Source organism: Paenibacillus canaveralius (assembly GCF_047238265.1).
GTDB lineage: Bacteria > Bacillota > Bacilli > Paenibacillales > NBRC-103111 > Paenibacillus_F.
The window spans coordinates 13953-32387 of record NZ_JBDFMM010000003.1; the positions used below are offsets into that span (position 1 = coordinate 13953).

The following is an 18435-nucleotide window of genomic DNA, read 5'->3' on the forward strand; positions in this document are numbered from 1 at the left end:
AAAATACTACACAATGAAATACTACCAATAATTTACATGGAAGTCAATGGTAATAAATTGTCGTTTTTTATTCTATCACTCGTCATTCGTGGATTGAAATAAGCCTAGATCCAATGAATCTGATACTAGGCTTTTTGTCTACCGGTTTGGCCACTAGGCAATAAAAACGTTAAATGATAAAATATACAAACATAAGTTCCTATTCGGAGGCGAGTTTCTTGAATAAACCGAGGTATGCAACAGCGGCTGAATTAAGAGTCATAAAAGAATTTTTACTTATACCTATGGTTTTGAGTGTATTTGAACGTGATACGAAGATCATAAACTCTTCCGTGCGATCTCCTGGCGCTTATGTCGATGCGATAAAAAGAGCAATGGATCTCGCAACAAAAGAAATTACGACAATAAAACAATTCTTTCGTTTAAAGGGGATTAAAATTATTCAACAGGAGAAGAGGGAAACCGGTGTGCACGCGAGTTATTTGTGCCGCGGGTACCGAAATGATTTAAGTTTACTCTGGAGTTTTATAGAAGCTGAGGTTGACATCCGTAAGAGGAGATACTTAGGAGAAAATATAAAAGCCATCGTATTGGAGAATGATAACGATCATTTTATACTCTCTAAATCTCCCCCCGTGAACGTAGAGGATTTATAATTATTTGAAAAACTCATGGAGCATCCTGTAGACCTTTTCGGTTTCGGATGGTTCTTGTTTTTGTAGGAGAACAAGTATCTTAATTAAGGGATCGCTTGGATCCTCTTGGGATACAAACTCTTCAAATGAAAAAAGCTCTTGGATAGTTACATTCATAATAGTAGCAATCCTATGTAGCGTATCTACCGTTATATTTATTGCTCCGCTTTCCAAACGAGTTACATAGGAAGAACTTGACTGCATTAATTCCGCTAGTTTCTCTTGCGTCAGCCCTCGACGCTTCCTCACTTTTTTGATTTCAGCCCCGAGCAGCCGCCGTATCATGATATTTTTCTTCATAGTCCACACTCCTAATTATTAGTGTAGACAAACTTTATGTAATTAAACATGTACACATATGGTATTAAAATTAGGTATTCACCATACATGAAATGTTTTGTATAATGACATATAGTTACTAAATTACCTGATCTGAGGTAGTAGAATGTGTTGTTTCTTCGTCTATTGGCATTTTGTTTTTATCTAGCCGCAAAAAGGTTTCTTTGTCTTGTCTTATTGGTCGCCTTATATTTCTGCGCCGTGGTTCTCGGAATCTTCTTCTTTATTTCTCTTGTTGGGAAACCTCCAGGCGTATAGAAGTCGGTTGTCATATCAAGTATAATTTCGTTAAAGCCATACAGAAACGCGGGAGGCATTCTATGATTTTTGGCGATTATATACGGTCTTTACGAACGGCTAAAAGTTTGAAACAATTGCAATTAGCTCAAGCTGCGGATATTGCTGCGCCATTCCTCAGTCGAATAGAAAAAGGAAAAGTTCCACCACCGTCAGAAGAAGTTTTAATTCGATTAGCGGCTGCATTGGGAGAAGAACCGTATTCATTCACCGTGAAGGCCGGAAAGGTGCCGGCCGTATTCCAAGAAATTATTTGTAATGATCCAGAAACGTTCGAGTACTTCAGGCGAAAAACAAAAAAATACCATACGTTAAGCCCAGGCGGCAAGGAAGGGAGTCTATGATAATGAAAGATACCGCTATAAAGGAAAAGGAGAGTTTTGAACGTTTAAAATATTACCAAGATAAAACTAAACGCCTTATGCTGTGTATTTCGGAAATTGCAAATTCAGGAATGAATGCAAATGAAATGCGGGAATTTGCAAAGAACCAATTGGAAGTAGAGAACATCGAAGCCAGAAGATTGAATGCCCCTCACGTGAAAAATAATTAACCTTCAAGCCTCGGCCAAAAGCCGGGGTATTTTGTTGGAAGAAATCGAGTTAATATCTATAAAAAGATAGAAAAAAGAATGCTGTATAATATAAAAAAACCTTTATTTAATAGGCTATTTTATTGATTGATTCATTGAATTTTGACGGCAAATTATGGTATAATTATTTATATAATAGACTACAAATTTTATCTGAATAAGGATTGTTTATTGTCGAAAAGGAGAGGGAAAACAAATGAAAGTAAGTTCCGAGCGGATTGCAAAATTTGCAAGCCAGTATAATCTGACAGAGAGTGAAACTAAAATTTTGTCGAGCATGGCTATACACGGGTATAGCAATGATGAACTTGGTGGTGCCTTAAAACTGAGTGTCAAAACGGTAAACAATCATTTAGGTAAAATTTTTTCAAAAACAAGTTGTAATTCGTCGAGAGAGTTATTAGCCAAAATAATCGTCGAACTTTTACCTAGAGAAAGAAAAGAGGGTGTAAAGTGAAGCTAGAAAAGTGGAATGCCATCATGCTTCGAAATTTAAGGAATAACAGAACTGACATGATCGAGATTCTGCTTAAAGAGATCGAATTACTAAAAGCATTAGACCAGCAAGCGCGCCAGAAAGATGGTGAAGTAATTACCTCCGAAATTTTAAATCTTCATCAGGAACTGCAACTCGTTCAGGAAGGCCATCGTTGTTACTGGGGCAATTACTTAAAGAAACAGGAGAAGAGAAAAACAGGTGAATCGAAGATTGAAATACAGTAAATTTCTTGCCGGCATGGGATAGAAGAGTTATACGCAATGAAAGACAAACTATTATTCAGATGAAGACATACGGAGGAAAATGTATGAACTGCCCAAAATGTAGTACAGGCATCTTAGAATGCGTGGGATATTTTGAACTTAAAGAAGGGCCTATGCATTTTCACTTTTCACGATTACTTCCAGAACACACACCTGCTATCGGGATCAACATCTGCAGTAAAGATCGTTGTGGTCATGTTGGATTTGAGGCAGCCCCGGAATCCCTATCCTTGGCCAAAAGAACTTACAGGAACATGGAGTACGGACACTATATTAATATCAGAAAAATAGCGCCGTATCGCCCGTAATAGGGCTATTCTTTTTTTTCGGGTATTTAGCATTATTCTTTCGAGAAGGATCATCAGTGTTTCAAAATCAAAGCTAGTAGAGGATTGATGAAATTATGGGAAAAAGGAAATATAGAAAACCTCATGGAAACAAAATGATTCTACTGTTTTTTGGTCTTTTTATTTTTAGTTCGGTCTTTATTAACTTGGTGAAACCCAAAATGGGTCCTCAAAAGGAGGAGCTTCTTCCTCTTTTGCATAATTTGAAGGTGTATATGTTTTTAGTTCCACTGGTTTTACTTCTATTTATTTTTTTCTGGCAACCGGTTCTTAAAAAAATCAGAAAAACTCGTCGTAAAAAGGAACTGCGTATTTCTGGGATTTATAAAATAGATAGGATGAGTGGTACAGAATTTGAAGCTTATCTTACAGTCTTTTTTCAAGATTTGAACTACAAGGTAGAAGATACTGGTGGGAAAGGGGATAGGGGAGCTGATAAAATTCTTATCGATCCTTCATCTGGTACACGTATTTGCGTCCAGGCGAAATGCTGGAGCAAGAATGTGACCTTTGATGCGGTACAGCAAATTTTTACAGCAAAAACTTTGTGGAATTGTGACAAGGCATGGATTATTACAAACCGCGGATTTACAAAACAAGTAAAAGAAACTGCAGAGCAATTGGGGATTGAACTATGGGATCGCGAGAAATTAATCGATAACATGTATCTCTATAACAGAAATAAAGATTCTATTAGGGGAGGAGAGAGTGGTATTTTCTATTCAAGTGAAGGATCTCTTGTATTTCATGACTTGAGCTGTGAACATGGCCGGAAGATAGCATCCAAAGCAGGGGCCATCAGGTTTGATGGATACAAGGCAGCTGCCGCGAACGGCAGACGTAAATGCAATTGCTACAAATAAATTTTGATTCAGGGTGGTAAGAAATGAACATGACTGTGATTCCAGGTTTAATAAGCAGTACCATATTGGCAATGATGAGCTTGGTCGGATTTCTTTTATTTCGTCGGTGGAGGAGTAGATCGTATTTCGCTTTGCTTATTTCTATGGTCACAGGAACCATTATTCAACTGATTCAGTTTCTAGACCTCTCAATGATTACCAGTGGATTTGATGCGTTCTCAATGACAAATTTATTTTCTTTTATCGCGCTTCAAATAGGGATTATTCATTTATTTAATCCAAAGGATACTAAAAAGGGAAAAGCATTATTGTACATCGGAATGGGCTCTGTTGTTATCGGAATGGGCACACTACTAACAAATATCGTTATCTCCTCGCTTGTAGCACTCATTATGAGCATATGTTTCTGTGCGTATATGTTTCTCTTGATTTTACCCCGGCTGCAAAAAAAAAGCATGCAGATGGCTGTTTGGGGGCTCCACATTATATCTTCTCTTAGTGCTTTTCTTTCCATGGCATTGGATATCCACTTCCTCGTGTATTTTGCGCTCATTATAGCTGCTTTAACTTATGCAGTTATGTTCACATTGTTTTTTGAGCGCATACTTGATCTCATGCAAGCTGTCTCTTACTCATCAACAACCGATGGATTTACCGGTCTTATAAACAAGCAATATTTCCTCAAAAAAGTAAATGCCGCCATAAAAGAGGCCGAACCTTGCGCGATTATCTTTAGCGATATCGACAATTTTAAGCGATTAAATGATACGGAGGGACATCAAACCGGAGATATTATGCTTAAATTTGCAGCTAAAACTTTGAAGGAAGTTTGCGAAGGGGTCGGGGTATGCGGTCGCTATGGCGGGGAAGAAATGGTGGCTCTTATTACAGACGTTAACAGCGACCCTGCCGTAATCGCAGAAAATTACCGTGCTGCAATTGAAGTGCGATCGAAAGAAGACGGATTGGTTCCGATGACTGTAAGTGTGGGTTACAGCCGTTTAAAATCCGGTGTTACCGATGCAGAAGAGTTTATCAAACAAGCGGACAGTGCTATGTATCGGTCAAAGAGCCAGGGTAAAAACCAGGTAACCGAATATGGTCTGGATACTTACAATACTATTCCTGACAATGTGAAAATCTATGAAAAGGAAATTGAGCAACCGATCGTGTTTTCTCAAGTAGAAGAGCAAACTGATGATAAGAATGTTTTTCAATTATTGTTGCCAGAAGAAACAATTAACCCAGATACATCTTCATTAACAAATCCCAATAACGAATTGGAAGTAGATGATGATAAAACTACTGTAACTCAAGAAACTATCGTTATTGAGTATGATCCTTCGCAGCATGAAGAACCAATAAGTGAAAACGAAACAAAGGCAGATGCAGATGCAGATGTTCAAAATGAAAAGACATTGGCCCCCAAAAAGAGCCGAATAGACCAAATACTAAGTGCCAACTTAGAACCGGAAGAAGGGTCGGAAAAGCAAAAAACAAAACCAATGGAGTACCGCACGCGAACTCCTAGACAAGCAAATGAAACTCCGGGGAAAAAGCCGGTTATTCGTAAAAATCCATTTAGCAGGTAATGCATATGAATCAAATTCGAAAAAAACCAAGAGACCTCATTCGCTTTGTTCAGGATAACTATGAGAAATTTAATACATTTTTAAAAAAATACAAAGTGCGTTCAATCTGGCTCACAGTATTGATAGCAGTGTTGTGTACTATGATGTTTCTAGGTTGGTGCTGGTATGGGCATGAAATGATTTTATTCTTTCAAACAGAAATGGAACCCTTAGAAATCATTCTTAATGCCTCTTGGATCATGGCCTTCTTTTTTATATGTATGCTTTTCTTGATGGCATACATAAATCAGAAGCCACCAAGTAAAAAGCAGTATATTGTAGCCCTATTTGCTTCGCTTATTCAAACGACCTTTCTACCATTGGCAGTGCTGGCTAATTTTCTTGTTATATTACCTTTTGACACTTTTGCAAGATGGGTCCTGTTTTTTATAACTCTTAGTATGTTGCCCGATCCAGTCATGCGAAAGATAGGTAAAATTCTTCTAAAAATTATTAATGAGAGAAAAGACTGAGTTTGCCTACTTGGAGGGAAATACATGTACAACAGAGTCATTCTAACCGAAAAACCGGACATGGGCTTGAATATAGCTCAGGCTCTCGGGCTAAAAAGTAAAGGCCGGCACTATCATGTTTTACATAATGGCGATGTAGTTACATGGGCAATTGGTCATGTAATTCAACTTAAAGAACCCAAAACCTATCCACAGTACGCGGAATGGACGCTTGAAAGCCTTCCCTTTGTTCCTGACCCAGTACTTACTGAGGTAGATCCAGCAAAAAAGGATCAAATGAAGGCAATTCGTGAGCTTGTAAATAAAGCAAAATGCGTCGTGATCGCAACAGATGCAGGGAGGGAAGGGGAACATATTGCCCGTCTCGTGCTCCAGGAGTGCGGGTATCCAGTAACTGAAACGGGCCGGGCTCTAAGACTCTGGGTTGCGGACCTTACTCCGGATACCATTCAGAAAGCTTATGCCAATATGAAGCCTGCCAGTTTTTACGATAACCTGGCAGCTGCTGCACAAGTAAGATCCACAGCAGATTATTGGATGGGTATAACGGCAACACGTTTTTTCACATTAAAGGTTCAAGCCATCACGAAAGAAAGAACCATCTTGTCCGCCGGCCGCGTGCAGACACCGACCTTGAGAATTGTTTATGACCGTGAAATGGCCATCCAAAACTTTAAACCGCAGCCTTTTTACTACCTTATCAGCGAGTTTCAAACCTCTTCGGGAAAGTATACTGGGCAGTGGTTCCGTGTAGATGAGGAAGGCAATCCAATTTATCGGTTTGACACGCAAGAAAAAGCCGATGGGATTCGAAGAAAGGTTCAAGGCAATACGGGCTCTGTTATCCGGTATGTTGAGAAGGAAGTAAAACGACAAGCGCCTCAACTATTAAGTGAGGGGGCGTTGAAGGCCGAGGCGCGTAAACAGCTTGGATTCAGTCTTAAAAAGACGACTAAGGTGTTACAAGCGGTATATGATAAACACTTTTGCTCCTATCCACGCACAAGCAGTCGACATATGAGCGAAAACGCTGCAGATCAATTAGTTGAATGGTTGAACAAACTGAAAGCGACAAGTAAATATCAGCACTATTTTCCGCGATCTATCGAATCGATCAAAGGAAAAAAACGCTTTGTAGACAATTCAAAGGTAATGGAACACCATGCTATTGTTCCCACCGATCAAGATCCGGATCACTTTAAGGATCATGAAATGTACAAACTTACCTCAGACGAAGAGAAACTGTATGAGCTCATTCTGAGGCATACTTTGGCTGCCTTTCATCCCGAAGGAATTGATAAAGAAACCGAAGTCGTAACATCCGTGGTAGATGAAAATTTTTACTCCAAGTCTGTTGCAGTCCTTGTCCCTGGATGGCGCAAAATCATGAAGGTCGAACAGGAAGCAGACAATCAAAAAGACGATCTCGAAGAAAACCAGCAAGCTATTCTCCAAAAGATACCTCAGCTCCAGGAAGGGCAATCTGCATCAGTAAACAAAATAGAAGCTCTTTCCGGCAAAACCAGTAAACCGAAGCGTTTTTATGATTCCGATCTTCAAAGAGCTATGGAGTTTGCTGGCCGTCTCGTTGACGAAGAGGCTGCAGGTGAGGAAATCATGGAATATCTAAAAGCTGGTATTGGTACGCCTGCAACTCGAACAGAAACCATCAATACTTTAGCACACCAAAAGTATATTGAAATCGATTCAAAAAACCTTGTCTACCTCACAGATAAAGGAAAACATTTTATGGAGCTTATTTATGAACATCCACTAGCTTCCATCGAATTAACCGGTGAGTTCGAAAGGAAACTCAATGATATCGCGGATGGGGTTCGATCTGCAGAATCACTTCTTGAGGAATTCAAAGCATTTGCAAACCAGATTCTTAGCTTGGAAAATATAATGGATCAGCGGATTACAGCCATGATGCAAGGAAACAAAAAGCTTTCGCTATTCTCCAATATTGAGGAGATAGGGAGTTGTCCATTATGCGGTAAACCTGTTATTGAGGGGTCCAAAGGATACGGGTGCAGTGGCTACAAAGACGGGTGTAAATTTACGATTTGGAAAGAATTTCGGAATGTTAAACTGCGGGAAAAGCAGGTTAGGGATCTCCTCCAAGGAAAAGAGATTCTGCTAAAGGACGTCCCTCCAAGTGTCGAGGGGAAAAAACCATATGATCTTGTTCTCTTTTTAGTAGAAGGCAACTTACAAAATCGGTTTCCTTCCCTGGAGGACAATTCTGTAGGGGATTGTCCTTCCTGTGGTAAGCCCGTAACGGAAAAAGATAAAAGCTACAGCTGCAGCGGTTACAGAGAGGGGTGCAAGTTTTCTATCTGGAAGCAGTATAGAAATATTGATTTGCCCAAAAAAGCAATAAAAACACTTCTCGTCGGAAAAGAAGTACTATTACAGAACATACCTCCTACTGATCCAAGTAAGAAAAATTATGACCTGGTCGTTTTTCTTAAAAATGGTCAGATTCAAAGTAGATTCCCTTCTGCGGCAGATAACACCGTAGGTGCTTGTCCACTTTGTAAGAATCCTGTGGTGGAAACAGCAACGAATTACAGCTGCAGCACATGGAAAACTACAGGTTGTAAATTTCGTCTGGGAAAAGAATTTTTAGGCGTTAAAATAACTTCTTCGCAAATGAAGAAAATCTTAAAGAACGGAAAATCGGATAAACTTGAAGGTTTCAAAGGAGGAAAAACCGGGAGTTTTGACACAGCTCTTGGGTATGACCCAGCGCAGAATCGATATTCTTTCGTGAGATAACTTATTTGGAAAGGACGAAGCGCTGCAATTATTTGAAAATAGGAGTGAGAGACTTGCAGGAATTTGAAACTGATGATCGCGTTGAATTGTTGTCCGATAGTTTTGTGGACGGAGGTCACAATCCGGGAGATATCGGCACAGTAATCGACACTAAAATATGTGACATAACTGGAGAGCAAGATATCCGCGTTCAGTTTGAAAATGGAGCTGAAACAGCTTGGTTTCCGGCAGATGATTTCACGGACTATTGACGGTTTTTGATAACACAGAATACATGAGAGGGAATACACCGTGAAAGCTGAAAAGCTACTTGAAAGATTAGAAGCGTATGAGCAGTCTGCGTATGGCGGCGGCTACGGGGCTGATTGGTTAGCGGAGATCGGTGAAGGTTTTAAGTTTTATGTGCAGGAGTGCATCAACCAAGGGAAAACGGTAACGATGGCAGGCTTTGTAAACCGAATAGATCGCATGGCAATCGATAAAGGGCAAGTATCTGGATGTTCCGGGGTGAAGGTATGAAGGAGTGCAAAGACTGCGGGTCAATGCTCCAATGCGTTAATGTTTACGGTGTATGCGCCGAATGTGACTGCAAATTATCAAAATGTAAAACAGCTTGTAAATATCCGTGCAGGACGCCCGAGGAAATGGCTCGCATACATGATCTGATAGAGAGCCGTCCTAGCGTTGCAACATCATAACACTGAAATACATGGGAGAGGTATCTACTCATGAGCAATTGGATATGCGCTCACTGCAAGAAACCAATTCACAGAAACCGGAACCATTATAGATCCACTCATGATAGGTATCATATCCGGTGCTGGAACGAGATCGAACGAGAACAACGGAAGGAGATATTAAAAATGGATTATCGTGAACTTTTGAAGGGTTTTAATTACCCCGAATCGGTATTGGCAGAAATGACAGACGAAGAATGCGAAGGCGAGTATGAGGTTGTTACTACAACGAAGTAATTCAGTAACACAGAAATACATGGGAGGTATCTACAATGACAAACCCGATTTTGTACGCTTTAGCAGACCAATATAACCAAGAATTTTTTTATAATCTTGCGATTGAAGAAGACGATATGAAATTTCCGTCCTTCAACCACTTCCTTCCGACAAGAGAAATTGCGGAGAACTTTATAAAGGACCAGCTTGGCGAGGATTATGTAGTCGTTGAGGTGGAACTAGTCAGCTATCGAGAAGGCGTAATAAGTGTTCAATATACCGAGCCGGAACGCTGGAACAATGATTGCGATGAATAAGACAGTCTACGGCATGTCAGAGTCAAAAACAATTGTAGAATTTGGATATGGCCCATTCGCTCCCCCGCTTGAAGAGCAGGCTAATAAACAAGGGCTTACGCTAGGTGAAAAGGCAGAATTTCTAGAAAGGTTACGAGAGTCAAAGACAACGCTAATGTTTCATGTGCTGACGGATAGCCAACTTAAAAGCATTACCCATAAGATCAATAAGCTAGTCGTCGAAAGTTTGAAGCCGTTGAATGACGAAATAAAGAGCCCTATGAAGAAACAGTACAATACAGGCTCTCTGGGTCACTTACTGGAGAATTACCTTGAACCTGCGCAAACGAATATTATCATCTATGAAGAAGCTCAGGAGGAAAACCCACCCAAATTACTATTCGACAAAGACGCACGTGTTCATGAGTATCTCCGATCACGACGAGTTAAGACGTTATACGACGCAGAAGGTGGCGGAATCGTTATTATTGTTAACAGTGAGTTATAATACGCGCTCGATAAGCGCGAAGCAAGACCGGAAGTTGTTACTACAACGAAGTAATTAAAATAGGGTGGTTTCATGAGCGATTTAAACAGTAAGCTCCAGTATGTTGACCGCGTTGGAAATACAACGGAACATTTTCTTAGAAATTCATTGCAAATGAAAGAACTGATGCAATTTGAAGAAATAGGTCTAGGGCACTGGACTATCAGCCAATTATTGAATCATCTACAAGACCTGAATACTAACGGGGAAACAGAATTATTTTATGATCTTTCCAATCGGAAGAAGAGGATATAACGCCTTACATTATGCAAATTACAACTGAAAAGTTCGACAAAAAAGAGCAGCCTAACAAGCTGTTCCTTTTTTTTAGAAATTTATCACACAAAGCTAATCGGGGAGACCCGCCGTCATCCGGATCCGTCCGGGAGGAGCAAACTGTGGCGGCGATCGCTGACCACCGATGGCCGGTGAAGTCGAGTTGATGCGATCAGCTGCAGGGAGAGGCTAATCCGGCAGATCCGCTGTCACCATCCGGTCTGCCTGCAGAGGAGCAGAACGGCGGCGGTGCCCCGCGGGCAGAGACCATACCGACCGGCCGAGGTCACTGGGAACGGGCTGCTGCAGGGGAAGTGCAGCCTGGGAGATCCCGGGCATCCGGATCCGCCCGGGAGGAGCAGAACGATGAGTGTGCCCCCGCGGGCGGAGCTCATTCTGGCCGGCCAAGGCCAATCGGCCCGAGCAACTGCAGGGGAAGTGCAGCCCGGGAGGTTCTGGGCATTCGGTCTGCCTGCAGAGGAGCAGAACGACGAGGGTTTCCCCGCGGGCGGAGCCCATGCTGGCCGACCAAGGCCAATCGGCCCAAGTAGCTGCAGAGAGAATGCGGCCCGGGAGATCCCGGGCATCCGGATCCGTCCGGTGAGGAACAGAACGACGGCGGTGCTCCGGCGGGCGGAGCCCATGCTGGCCGACTAAGGCCAACCGGCCCGGGAAGCTGCAGAGATAGGTGCCCGCGGGCGGAGCCCATGCTGGCCCGCCAAGGCCAATCGGCTCGGGCAGCTGCAGAGATAGGTACGGCCTGGGAGATCCCGGGCATCCGGTCTGCCTGCAGAGGAGAAGAACGGCGGCGGTGCCCCCGCGGGCAGAGCCCATGCTGGCCCGCCAAGGCCAATCGTCTCAGGCAGTCTGCAGAGAGAGGTGCGGCTTGGGAGATCCCGGGCATCCGGTCTGCCTGCAGAGGAGCAGAACGGCGGCGGTGCCCCCGCGGGCAGAGCCCATCCTGGCCTGCCAAGGCCAATCGGCCCGAGCAATTGCAGGGGAAGTGCAGCCCGGGAGGTTCTGGGCATTCGGTCTGCCTGCAGAGGAGTAGAACGACGAGGGTTTCCCCGCGGGCGGGGCCCATGCTGGCCGGCTGAGGCCAACCGTCTCAAATAGCTGCAGAGAGAATGCGGCCCGGGAGATCCCGGGCATCCGGATTCGCCCGGGGAGGAACGAAACGATGAGGGTTTCCCCGCGGGCGGAGCCCATGCTGGCCGACCAAGGCCAACCGTCTCAAATAGCTGCAGAGAGAATGCGGCCCGGGAGATCCCGGGCATCCGGATTCGCCCGGGGAGGAACGAAACGATGAGGGTTTCCCCGCGGGCGGAGCCCATGCTGGCCGACCAAGGCCGACCGGCCCGAGTAGCTGCAGAGAGAATGCGGCCCGGGAGATCCCGGGCATCCGGATCCGTCCGGGGAGGAACAGAACGACGGCGGTGCTCCGGCGGGCGGAGCCCATGCTGGCCGACTAAGGCCAACCGGCCCGGGCAGCTGCAGAGAGAGGTGCGGCCTGGGAGACCCCGGGCATCCGGATCCGCCCGGGAAGAGCAGAACGACGGCGGTGCCCCGCGGGCGGAGCCCATGCTGGCCCGCCAAGGCCAATCGGCTCGGGCAGCTGCAGAGAGAGGTGCGGCCTGAGAGATCCCGGGCATCCGGTCTGCCTGCAGAGGAGCAGAACGGCGGCGGTGCCCCCGCGGGCAGAGCTCAACCTGGCCGGCCAAGGCCAATCGGCCCGAGCAACTGCAGGGGAAGTGCAGCCCGGGAGGTTCTGGGCATTCGGTCTGCCTGCAGAGGAGCAGAACGACGAGGGTTTCCCCGCGGGCGGGGCCCATGCTGGCCGGCTGAGGCCAACCGTCTCAAATAGCTGCAGAGAGAATGCGGCCCGGGAGATCCCGGGCATCCGGATTCGCCCGGGGAGGAACGAAACGATGAGGGTTTCCCCGCGGGCGGAGCCCATGCTGGCCGACCAAGGCCAACCGTCTCAAATAGCTGCAGAGAGAATGCGGCCCGGGAGATCCCGGGCATCCGGATTCGCCCGGGGAGGAACGAAACGATGAGGGTTTCCCCGCGGGCGGAGCCCATGCTGGCCGACCAAGGCCGACCGGCCCGAGTAGCTGCAGAGAGAATGCGGCCCGGGAGATCCCGGGCATCCGGATCCGTCCGGGGAGGAACAGAACGACGGCGGTGCTCCGGCGGGCGGAGCCCATGCTGGCCGACTAAGGCCAACCGGCCCGGGCAGCTGCAGAGAGAGGTGCGGCCTGGGAGACCCCGGGCATCCGGATCCGCCCGGGAAGAGCAGAACGACGGCGGTGCCCCGCGGGCGGAGCCCATGCTGGCCCGCCAAGGCCAATCGGCTCGGGCAGCTGCAGAGAGAGGTGCGGCCTGAGAGATCCCGGGCATCCGGTCTGCCTGCAGAGGAGCAGAACGGCGGCGGTGCCCCCGCGGGCAGAGCTCAACCTGGCCGGCCAAGGCCAATCGGCCCGAGCAACTGCAGGGGAAGTGCAGCCCGGGAGGTTCTGGGCATTCGGTCTGCCTGCAGAGGAGCAGAACGACGAGGGTTTCCCCGCGGGCGGGGCCCATGCTGGCCGGCTGAGGCCAACCGTCTCAAATAGCTGCAGAGAGAATGCGGCTCGGGAGATCCGGGGCATCCGGATCCGCCCGGGGAGGAACGGAACGACGGTGGTACTCCGGCGGGCGGAGCCCATGCTGGCCGACCAAGGCCAACCGGCCCGAGTAGCTGCAGAGAGAATGCAGTCCGGGAGATCCCGGGCATCCGGATCCGTCCGGGGAGGAACGGAACGACGGCGGTACTCCAGCGGGCAGAGCCCATGCTGGCCGACTAAGGCCAACCGGTCCGAGCAGCTGTAGAGATAGGTGCGGCTTGGGAGATCCCGGGCATCCCGATTCGCCTGGGGAGGAGTAGAACGACGAGGGTGCCCCCGCGGGCGGAGCTCATGCTGGTCGTCCGAGGCCAACCGGCCCGAGAAGCTGCAGGGATAGGCAAGTCCGGCAGAACCGCCGTCATCCGGATCCGTCCGGGAGGAGCAAACTGTGACCGCGGCGATCGCTGTCCATCACTGGGGGATGCAGTCTATGCCTCAGCTGCAGGGATAGGCTAATCCGGCAGGCTGTCACCATCCGGTCTGCCTGTAGAGGAGCAGAACGGCGGCGGTGCCCCCGCGGGCAGAGCTCATGCTGGCCGGCCGGCTGAAGCCAACCGGCCCGAGCAGCTACAGGGGGAGTGCAGCCCGGGAGGTCCCGGGGCATGCCAGGCCGGACCGGCCTCTTTGCCGGCCGGTGCAGTCGATGCGATCAGCTGCAGGATAGGCACGTCCGGCAGAGCCACCGTCATCCGGATCCGTCCAGGAGGAGTAAACAGTGCGGCCGCGGCGATCGCCGCGGTCGTGCTCCAGGTAGTTATTCCAATGTTAGTCTTATAAAAATATTTCCAAGACTTCTCAGATCGAATATAATCGGGTTATTGAGAGGGAGGCTATGCAATGAAGCACCAAGACAATTCAAACAGTGGCCCGCTATACCCAACGGATGCACATACGATGAAGCTTATGATAGTAGCTATTCTCGAAAAATCACTGAACAATATGGATAGATTGAGAGATCGAGAACAAATTTTACAGCTGATTGAAACGCTTAAGAGCCCTACATCAGTCATGGGAAAAGTGAGAAGGATCGTTTCCACCGGCATAGTCAGGCCAACCGATGGATTAGGGCGGGTAACCGTGCCGCGGGAGCTGCGCAGATCATTAGGTTTGTCCAGCGGCACTCCAGCAGAGGTTTATCTTGAAGGTGAATACATTGTTATCCAACCCTATAAGCAATTCTGCCATTTTTGCGGCAGTGAAGAAGATATCAACGAGTTCAAAGAAAAATATGTGTGCGAAACATGCATCGGTGATTTGTTCAAAATTCAGGAGGAATAATAAGGAGGAGCCTATGGATCAACGATTTTTCGAAGCTCATAAAGATAATTTGATGTCTATAGATGAGTTTAAGAAATATAAAGATAAGGAAACCAAGGCGGCGTTACTAAGACATTGGCGAAAAAACTACAGCGATAAAGACATCCGAATATTTTGGGGAAATATGCATACCGGAAATTACTATTACCATTTACAAAGGCTTGGACTAACTGAAAATAAGCCTAAACACGAAAAAATTAAAGAGTCTGAACCGGTCATGAAAGAATATAGCCCGTATGTCATCGACATCGACGCGCATGTACATCCCGATACTTCCCCAAGCCGAAAAACAATCGAAGACTCAAACAGCAATACATATTACAACTTTGAATTTAGCGGTGATCCAGACCTTCTGCAGAGAAAATTCAAATCGATTCTTGCCCTGCTTGAAGGGGAAGAGGGGAGATTTCATGTGAAAATTGAAATCGAGAAAAAATAGGAACAAAAAAAACCAGCCGCAAATTCCGCGGCTGATTTTTTTGTTCTTGAATTATTGATACCGGTACTGAATCCGGAAGAACGGGTCTACTTGCCAGTTCCAGACAATCACTCTCCGAAGACCGTAGTCTCCGTCTACCATTTTAGGGACTTCGCCGGTTACCGCACCGGTCGTAGGGTCGAATTGATACCCCACTGCCTCCAGAACCTGCGCATTAAACGCCAGGTTATTCGAGCTCGGCAGCTCAACCAGTACGGTAATTTGGCTTTGCCCGCTTGGACGGAAGGACGGCATCGGGGCCAGAAGAGTCAACTCAAAATCAGACGTCGTCCCCTCCGTTGGGTGAAGTGCAAGCTCGTATTCGAACGTAAGGACTTGTGTGCCGGCTTTAAAAAGCACCGGGGAGAGCATGGTAGTCGATTTCATCAAATCATGAATCCGGTTCATTTCGGCTACATTGCCTTCTGCCACAGCTTGTCCGTACTTTGAGAGCTCATCCTGCAGGTCCGAGAATCGCTGGCCAACAAAGCTGACGATGTTCCCATCTGGGAAAACAGTGCGGACATCGATTGCCCGGTTTGCCGGCGGCGCGTAGAAGCTTTCGTCCTGGGGCAGTGGGGAGCTCAGACCAATTTCATGGAGTACTTTCACGCGGTCGTATTCCAGGCCGTATTTCGAGCTGGACAGCACTGTGCAGCTTACATGGCTCCAGCGAATGTCAATCGGGTTAGAAACAGTAAGAGTAGGGATAGTTGTCATTTTAAAAGACCTCCAGATATTATAATTTGATGTGCTTTCGGCCGGAGGTACATGCTATAATAGCATCAGTTCGATTACCTCAACGGCCCTTGTTACAAGGGCAAAAGGCGTGGCATTTGCAGATGCTACGTCTTTTTTTTGAATACCGACGGACTACAATGAACAAAAGCATGTTAAGAAAACAACCACCCCCTTAATAGAATGAAAGGAATACATCCTATGGAATTTGAGTTTAAGGCCAGGATAGGTTTTGCAAGGGAAGTTGCACGAAAATGTCACAAAACACTATCCTTAACCATTCCTGTCCCGATTGAAGATGTTTTGAAGCATTACGGTTTTACCGTCATGTATTTGACTGATTTGGATAATTCAGTTTCCGCGTTAGCAGATATCACCGATAAGGTTATCGCTGTGAATGCCAATCATTCGATTACGCGGCAGCGTTTTACGCTTGGCCATGAATTGGGGCACTATCTATTGGGCCATGCCCATGGTGCTTTTAACGACGTTCAATCCAATAGAAATAAGGCAAATAGTCCTGTCGAACAGGAAGCAGATGAGTTTGCAGCGGAACTATTAGTTCCAAGTCAGGTACTAAAAAAGATGGAATTAAGCAACATTGCAACTATGGCAGCAGTATTTAATGTCAGCAACGAAATGTTATCGATCCAGCTTACAAAACATCGGATTATATAAAACGATTTTGAAAATGTTGTTTATAGTCAACAACTAGGCTTTATTTAACTCTTCTTTTAGTGCTTTTAAAAACTGATCTCTTTTATTTTCTTCTTTTTTAATTTGAAAAACAGTTAGTGAATCCTCCATTTCTTGAATCGATGTGGAGGCATGAGAACGCGCCATTACGGTGTTCGATCGTGCCGAGAAGATAAACTGGCTTTTTATTTTTTCTTCAGCAACCTTTACGTCCAAGCCGATCCGATTAAAGAGTGAAGCAACTTTCTTTGCACTTAGTTCCCAAATGTAGGTTTCACATAATACAACTTCTTTTAATTCTGCATCTTCCTCAATTTCTGAACCAAGCTTTGATTGTAGTAGATCACACAATGGTATCCGATCCTCAGGCAGATCGTAATTCTTTTCCCCGTACACCTTTTCTTCCAACTGATCTAGTGGCATATCTATTAAGGACTTTAAGTAGTTTATCTGATTTCTTTCAGCAATTAGATCCGCAAAAATGTCATCTTTGTTATGTTTGATATACCTATCTAAACTTATTAAATCATTTAATTTATCATTTAATTTATCATTTAATTTATCATTTAATTTATCCATACTATCCCCCGCAACCTCACTCAATGTTTTATTGGGGGACTCCAGCTGGAGTCCCGCGAGGTATCAAATTATTTAGTTGTCTGAAAGTACAAGTTCTATTTCTTAAATGGATTTTCGCTTCTTGCTTTTCGCGTTCACTTCGGGGACCTGTATGTTGAGCTTGTCCCGGATGAGCTGAATGGCTCGTTTTCGTTTCTGACTCATCTGATTCTCTGGTATTCCAAGCGCTGCTGCGATATCCACCAGCGATTCATTCTCGATGTAATAACGTATGATAATTTCGCGGTATTCGGTTTTCAGGCTTAAGACTGCTGCCTTGATTTCCTTATCTAGCTCAAGCTTCAAAACCGAATGTTCCGCACTCTTTGTGACGGCCAGCTGATGGACATCATAATCAGTCGGAATTTCAATCGAATGACGCTTTTCAGCTTCCTGGTGGTATTTCTGTACTGCACGACTGACAGCAAAATGAGCAAAACTTAGAATATCTTGAATTTTGTTTCTTCTTACCTGTACAAGCACCTCAGCAAATGCCTCGTTTACGATAGACTGTACATCCTCCGGCGCGGCCTTTGGGCATCGCTTTCGAATCATTCTTTTGAGGATTTCTACATACTCAACAATTCGCTCCTTTCTTAATTCTTTGGTCTCGCCCTTCATATAAGCGAGTAAATCGGTAAATCGGTCCGCGTACTTTTTCTTCTGCTGATTCGCTTGCATTTCGCTCATCTTTAGACTCCACCTTCTTAGCTTTGGTTCGCTAAATTTTTCATTGTACTTAGCCTCCAATTTTTGTTCTTACCCCTATAGCAGTCGGGATAGGTAAAAACTAACACTTGTCCGAAAAAATTTTGCTCGGCTTTTTTTGCTGCCTTTGTAGGAACTATTATACGGCATATCCATAAAAACCCTTAAAGATGTTTTCGGATCCCCCAGCTCGTCAGTCGGGCAATCCAAGCGACTCACCGGCTCTAAGTCGCTGTGCTCCTAAGAGTCGGTAGATTCCATTGGACTGCTTTTCCTCCTTGCGTTCCGAAGTAAACCCCTCTCGAAAGAAAAAATCCTCACAAGGCCATGAAGGGCCCTCAAGTTCAAAAGAAAGTTCAAGGACA

The 18435-nt window shown here is 45.7% G+C and carries 22 protein-coding genes; 18 read left to right on the plus strand and 4 right to left on the minus strand.

All coding sequences use genetic code 11. The annotated features are described in order from the left end of the window. The first annotated feature begins 218 nt into the window (after positions 1-218). Entirely contained in the window at positions 219-656 is a 438-nt protein-coding gene (locus ABC395_RS26930; protein ID WP_413006923.1) for a YhjD family protein, read from the plus strand. Here ABC395_RS26930 and ABC395_RS26935 read toward each other — a convergent pair whose 3' ends face one another. Then, complete coding sequence (locus ABC395_RS26935; RefSeq protein ID WP_413006924.1) at positions 657-995, minus strand: helix-turn-helix domain-containing protein; 339 nt, start codon at positions 993-995, stop codon at positions 657-659. Between the two features lie 359 nt (positions 996-1354). On the opposite strand from ABC395_RS26935, the gene ABC395_RS26940 reads away from it, so the two are divergent. The 16 genes from ABC395_RS26940 (at position 1355) to ABC395_RS27015 (ending at position 15271) form a co-directional block, all read left to right on the plus strand. Then, entirely contained in the window at positions 1355-1675 is a 321-nt protein-coding gene (locus tag ABC395_RS26940; protein ID WP_413006925.1) for a helix-turn-helix domain-containing protein, read from the plus strand. A 2-nt stretch (positions 1676-1677) separates the two neighbouring features. Then, a complete protein-coding gene (locus ABC395_RS26945) occupies positions 1678-1884 on the plus strand; it encodes a hypothetical protein (RefSeq protein WP_413006926.1) in 207 nt (68 codons plus the stop codon). Positions 1885-2119: 235 nt separating this feature from the next. Then, on the plus strand, positions 2120-2380 hold the full coding sequence (locus ABC395_RS26950) for a helix-turn-helix transcriptional regulator (RefSeq protein WP_413006927.1): 261 nt from the start codon (positions 2120-2122) through the stop codon (positions 2378-2380). Beyond that, positions 2377-2646, plus strand: coding sequence for a hypothetical protein (locus ABC395_RS26955; protein WP_413006928.1), 270 nt, complete (start codon positions 2377-2379; stop codon positions 2644-2646). The genes ABC395_RS26950 and ABC395_RS26955 overlap by 4 nt, the downstream gene beginning before the upstream one ends. A 442-nt stretch (positions 2647-3088) precedes the next feature. Next, the gene (locus ABC395_RS26960; protein ID WP_413006929.1) at positions 3089-3895 is read left to right on the plus strand and encodes a restriction endonuclease; all 807 of its coding nucleotides are present in this window, start codon (positions 3089-3091) and stop codon (positions 3893-3895) included. A gap of 23 nt (positions 3896-3918) precedes the next feature. Continuing rightward, positions 3919-5487: a GGDEF domain-containing protein gene (locus tag ABC395_RS26965; RefSeq protein ID WP_413006930.1), complete on the plus strand. Its 1569-nt coding sequence runs from the start codon at positions 3919-3921 to the stop codon at positions 5485-5487. Positions 5488-5492: 5 nt separating this feature from the next. Next, complete coding sequence (locus ABC395_RS26970; RefSeq protein ID WP_413006931.1) at positions 5493-5999, plus strand: hypothetical protein; 507 nt, start codon at positions 5493-5495, stop codon at positions 5997-5999. A 24-nt stretch (positions 6000-6023) separates the two neighbouring features. Next, positions 6024-8780 carry a DNA topoisomerase gene (locus ABC395_RS26975; RefSeq protein ID WP_413006932.1) on the plus strand — a complete coding sequence of 919 codons (2757 nt, stop codon included), beginning with the start codon at positions 6024-6026 and terminating at the stop codon, positions 8778-8780. Positions 8781-8833: 53 nt separating this feature from the next. Then, positions 8834-9031 (plus strand): hypothetical protein, encoded by a 198-nt coding sequence (locus tag ABC395_RS26980; RefSeq protein ID WP_413006933.1) that lies wholly within the window; start codon positions 8834-8836, stop codon positions 9029-9031. A 40-nt stretch (positions 9032-9071) separates the two neighbouring features. Beyond that, positions 9072-9299 (plus strand): hypothetical protein, encoded by a 228-nt coding sequence (locus tag ABC395_RS26985; protein WP_413006934.1) that lies wholly within the window; start codon positions 9072-9074, stop codon positions 9297-9299. A gap of 490 nt (positions 9300-9789) precedes the next feature. Continuing rightward, positions 9790-10050, plus strand: coding sequence for a hypothetical protein (locus tag ABC395_RS26990; RefSeq protein ID WP_413006935.1), 261 nt, complete (start codon positions 9790-9792; stop codon positions 10048-10050). Then, entirely contained in the window at positions 10034-10537 is a 504-nt protein-coding gene (locus ABC395_RS26995; protein ID WP_413006936.1) for a hypothetical protein, read from the plus strand. Before ABC395_RS26990 ends, ABC395_RS26995 begins: the two co-directional genes overlap by 17 nt. A gap of 72 nt (positions 10538-10609) precedes the next feature. After that, a complete protein-coding gene (locus ABC395_RS27000; RefSeq protein ID WP_413006937.1) occupies positions 10610-10831 on the plus strand; it encodes a hypothetical protein in 222 nt (73 codons plus the stop codon). Positions 10832-11218: 387 nt separating this feature from the next. Beyond that, positions 11219-11509, plus strand: coding sequence for a hypothetical protein (locus ABC395_RS27005; protein WP_413006938.1), 291 nt, complete (start codon positions 11219-11221; stop codon positions 11507-11509). 2843 nt (positions 11510-14352) lie between these two features. Beyond that, positions 14353-14793, plus strand: coding sequence for an AbrB/MazE/SpoVT family DNA-binding domain-containing protein (locus tag ABC395_RS27010; RefSeq protein WP_413006939.1), 441 nt, complete (start codon positions 14353-14355; stop codon positions 14791-14793). Positions 14794-14806: 13 nt separating this feature from the next. Continuing rightward, positions 14807-15271, plus strand: coding sequence for a hypothetical protein (locus ABC395_RS27015; protein WP_413006940.1), 465 nt, complete (start codon positions 14807-14809; stop codon positions 15269-15271). A gap of 51 nt (positions 15272-15322) precedes the next feature. Here the strand turns inward: ABC395_RS27015 and ABC395_RS27020 are convergent, their stop codons facing one another. Continuing rightward, positions 15323-16030: a hypothetical protein gene (locus ABC395_RS27020; RefSeq protein WP_413006941.1), complete on the minus strand. Its 708-nt coding sequence runs from the start codon at positions 16028-16030 to the stop codon at positions 15323-15325. Between the two features lie 219 nt (positions 16031-16249). Between ABC395_RS27020 and ABC395_RS27025 the strand changes: the two genes are divergently transcribed. Continuing rightward, entirely contained in the window at positions 16250-16726 is a 477-nt protein-coding gene (locus ABC395_RS27025) for an ImmA/IrrE family metallo-endopeptidase (RefSeq protein ID WP_413006942.1), read from the plus strand. A gap of 33 nt (positions 16727-16759) precedes the next feature. Here ABC395_RS27025 and ABC395_RS27030 read toward each other — a convergent pair whose 3' ends face one another. Continuing rightward, the gene (locus ABC395_RS27030) at positions 16760-17323 is read right to left on the minus strand and encodes a hypothetical protein (protein ID WP_413006943.1); all 564 of its coding nucleotides are present in this window, start codon (positions 17321-17323) and stop codon (positions 16760-16762) included. A 102-nt stretch (positions 17324-17425) separates the two neighbouring features. After that, entirely contained in the window at positions 17426-18052 is a 627-nt protein-coding gene (locus tag ABC395_RS27035; RefSeq protein WP_413006944.1) for a sigma-70 family RNA polymerase sigma factor, read from the minus strand. Positions 18053-18435: the final 383 nt, after the last annotated feature.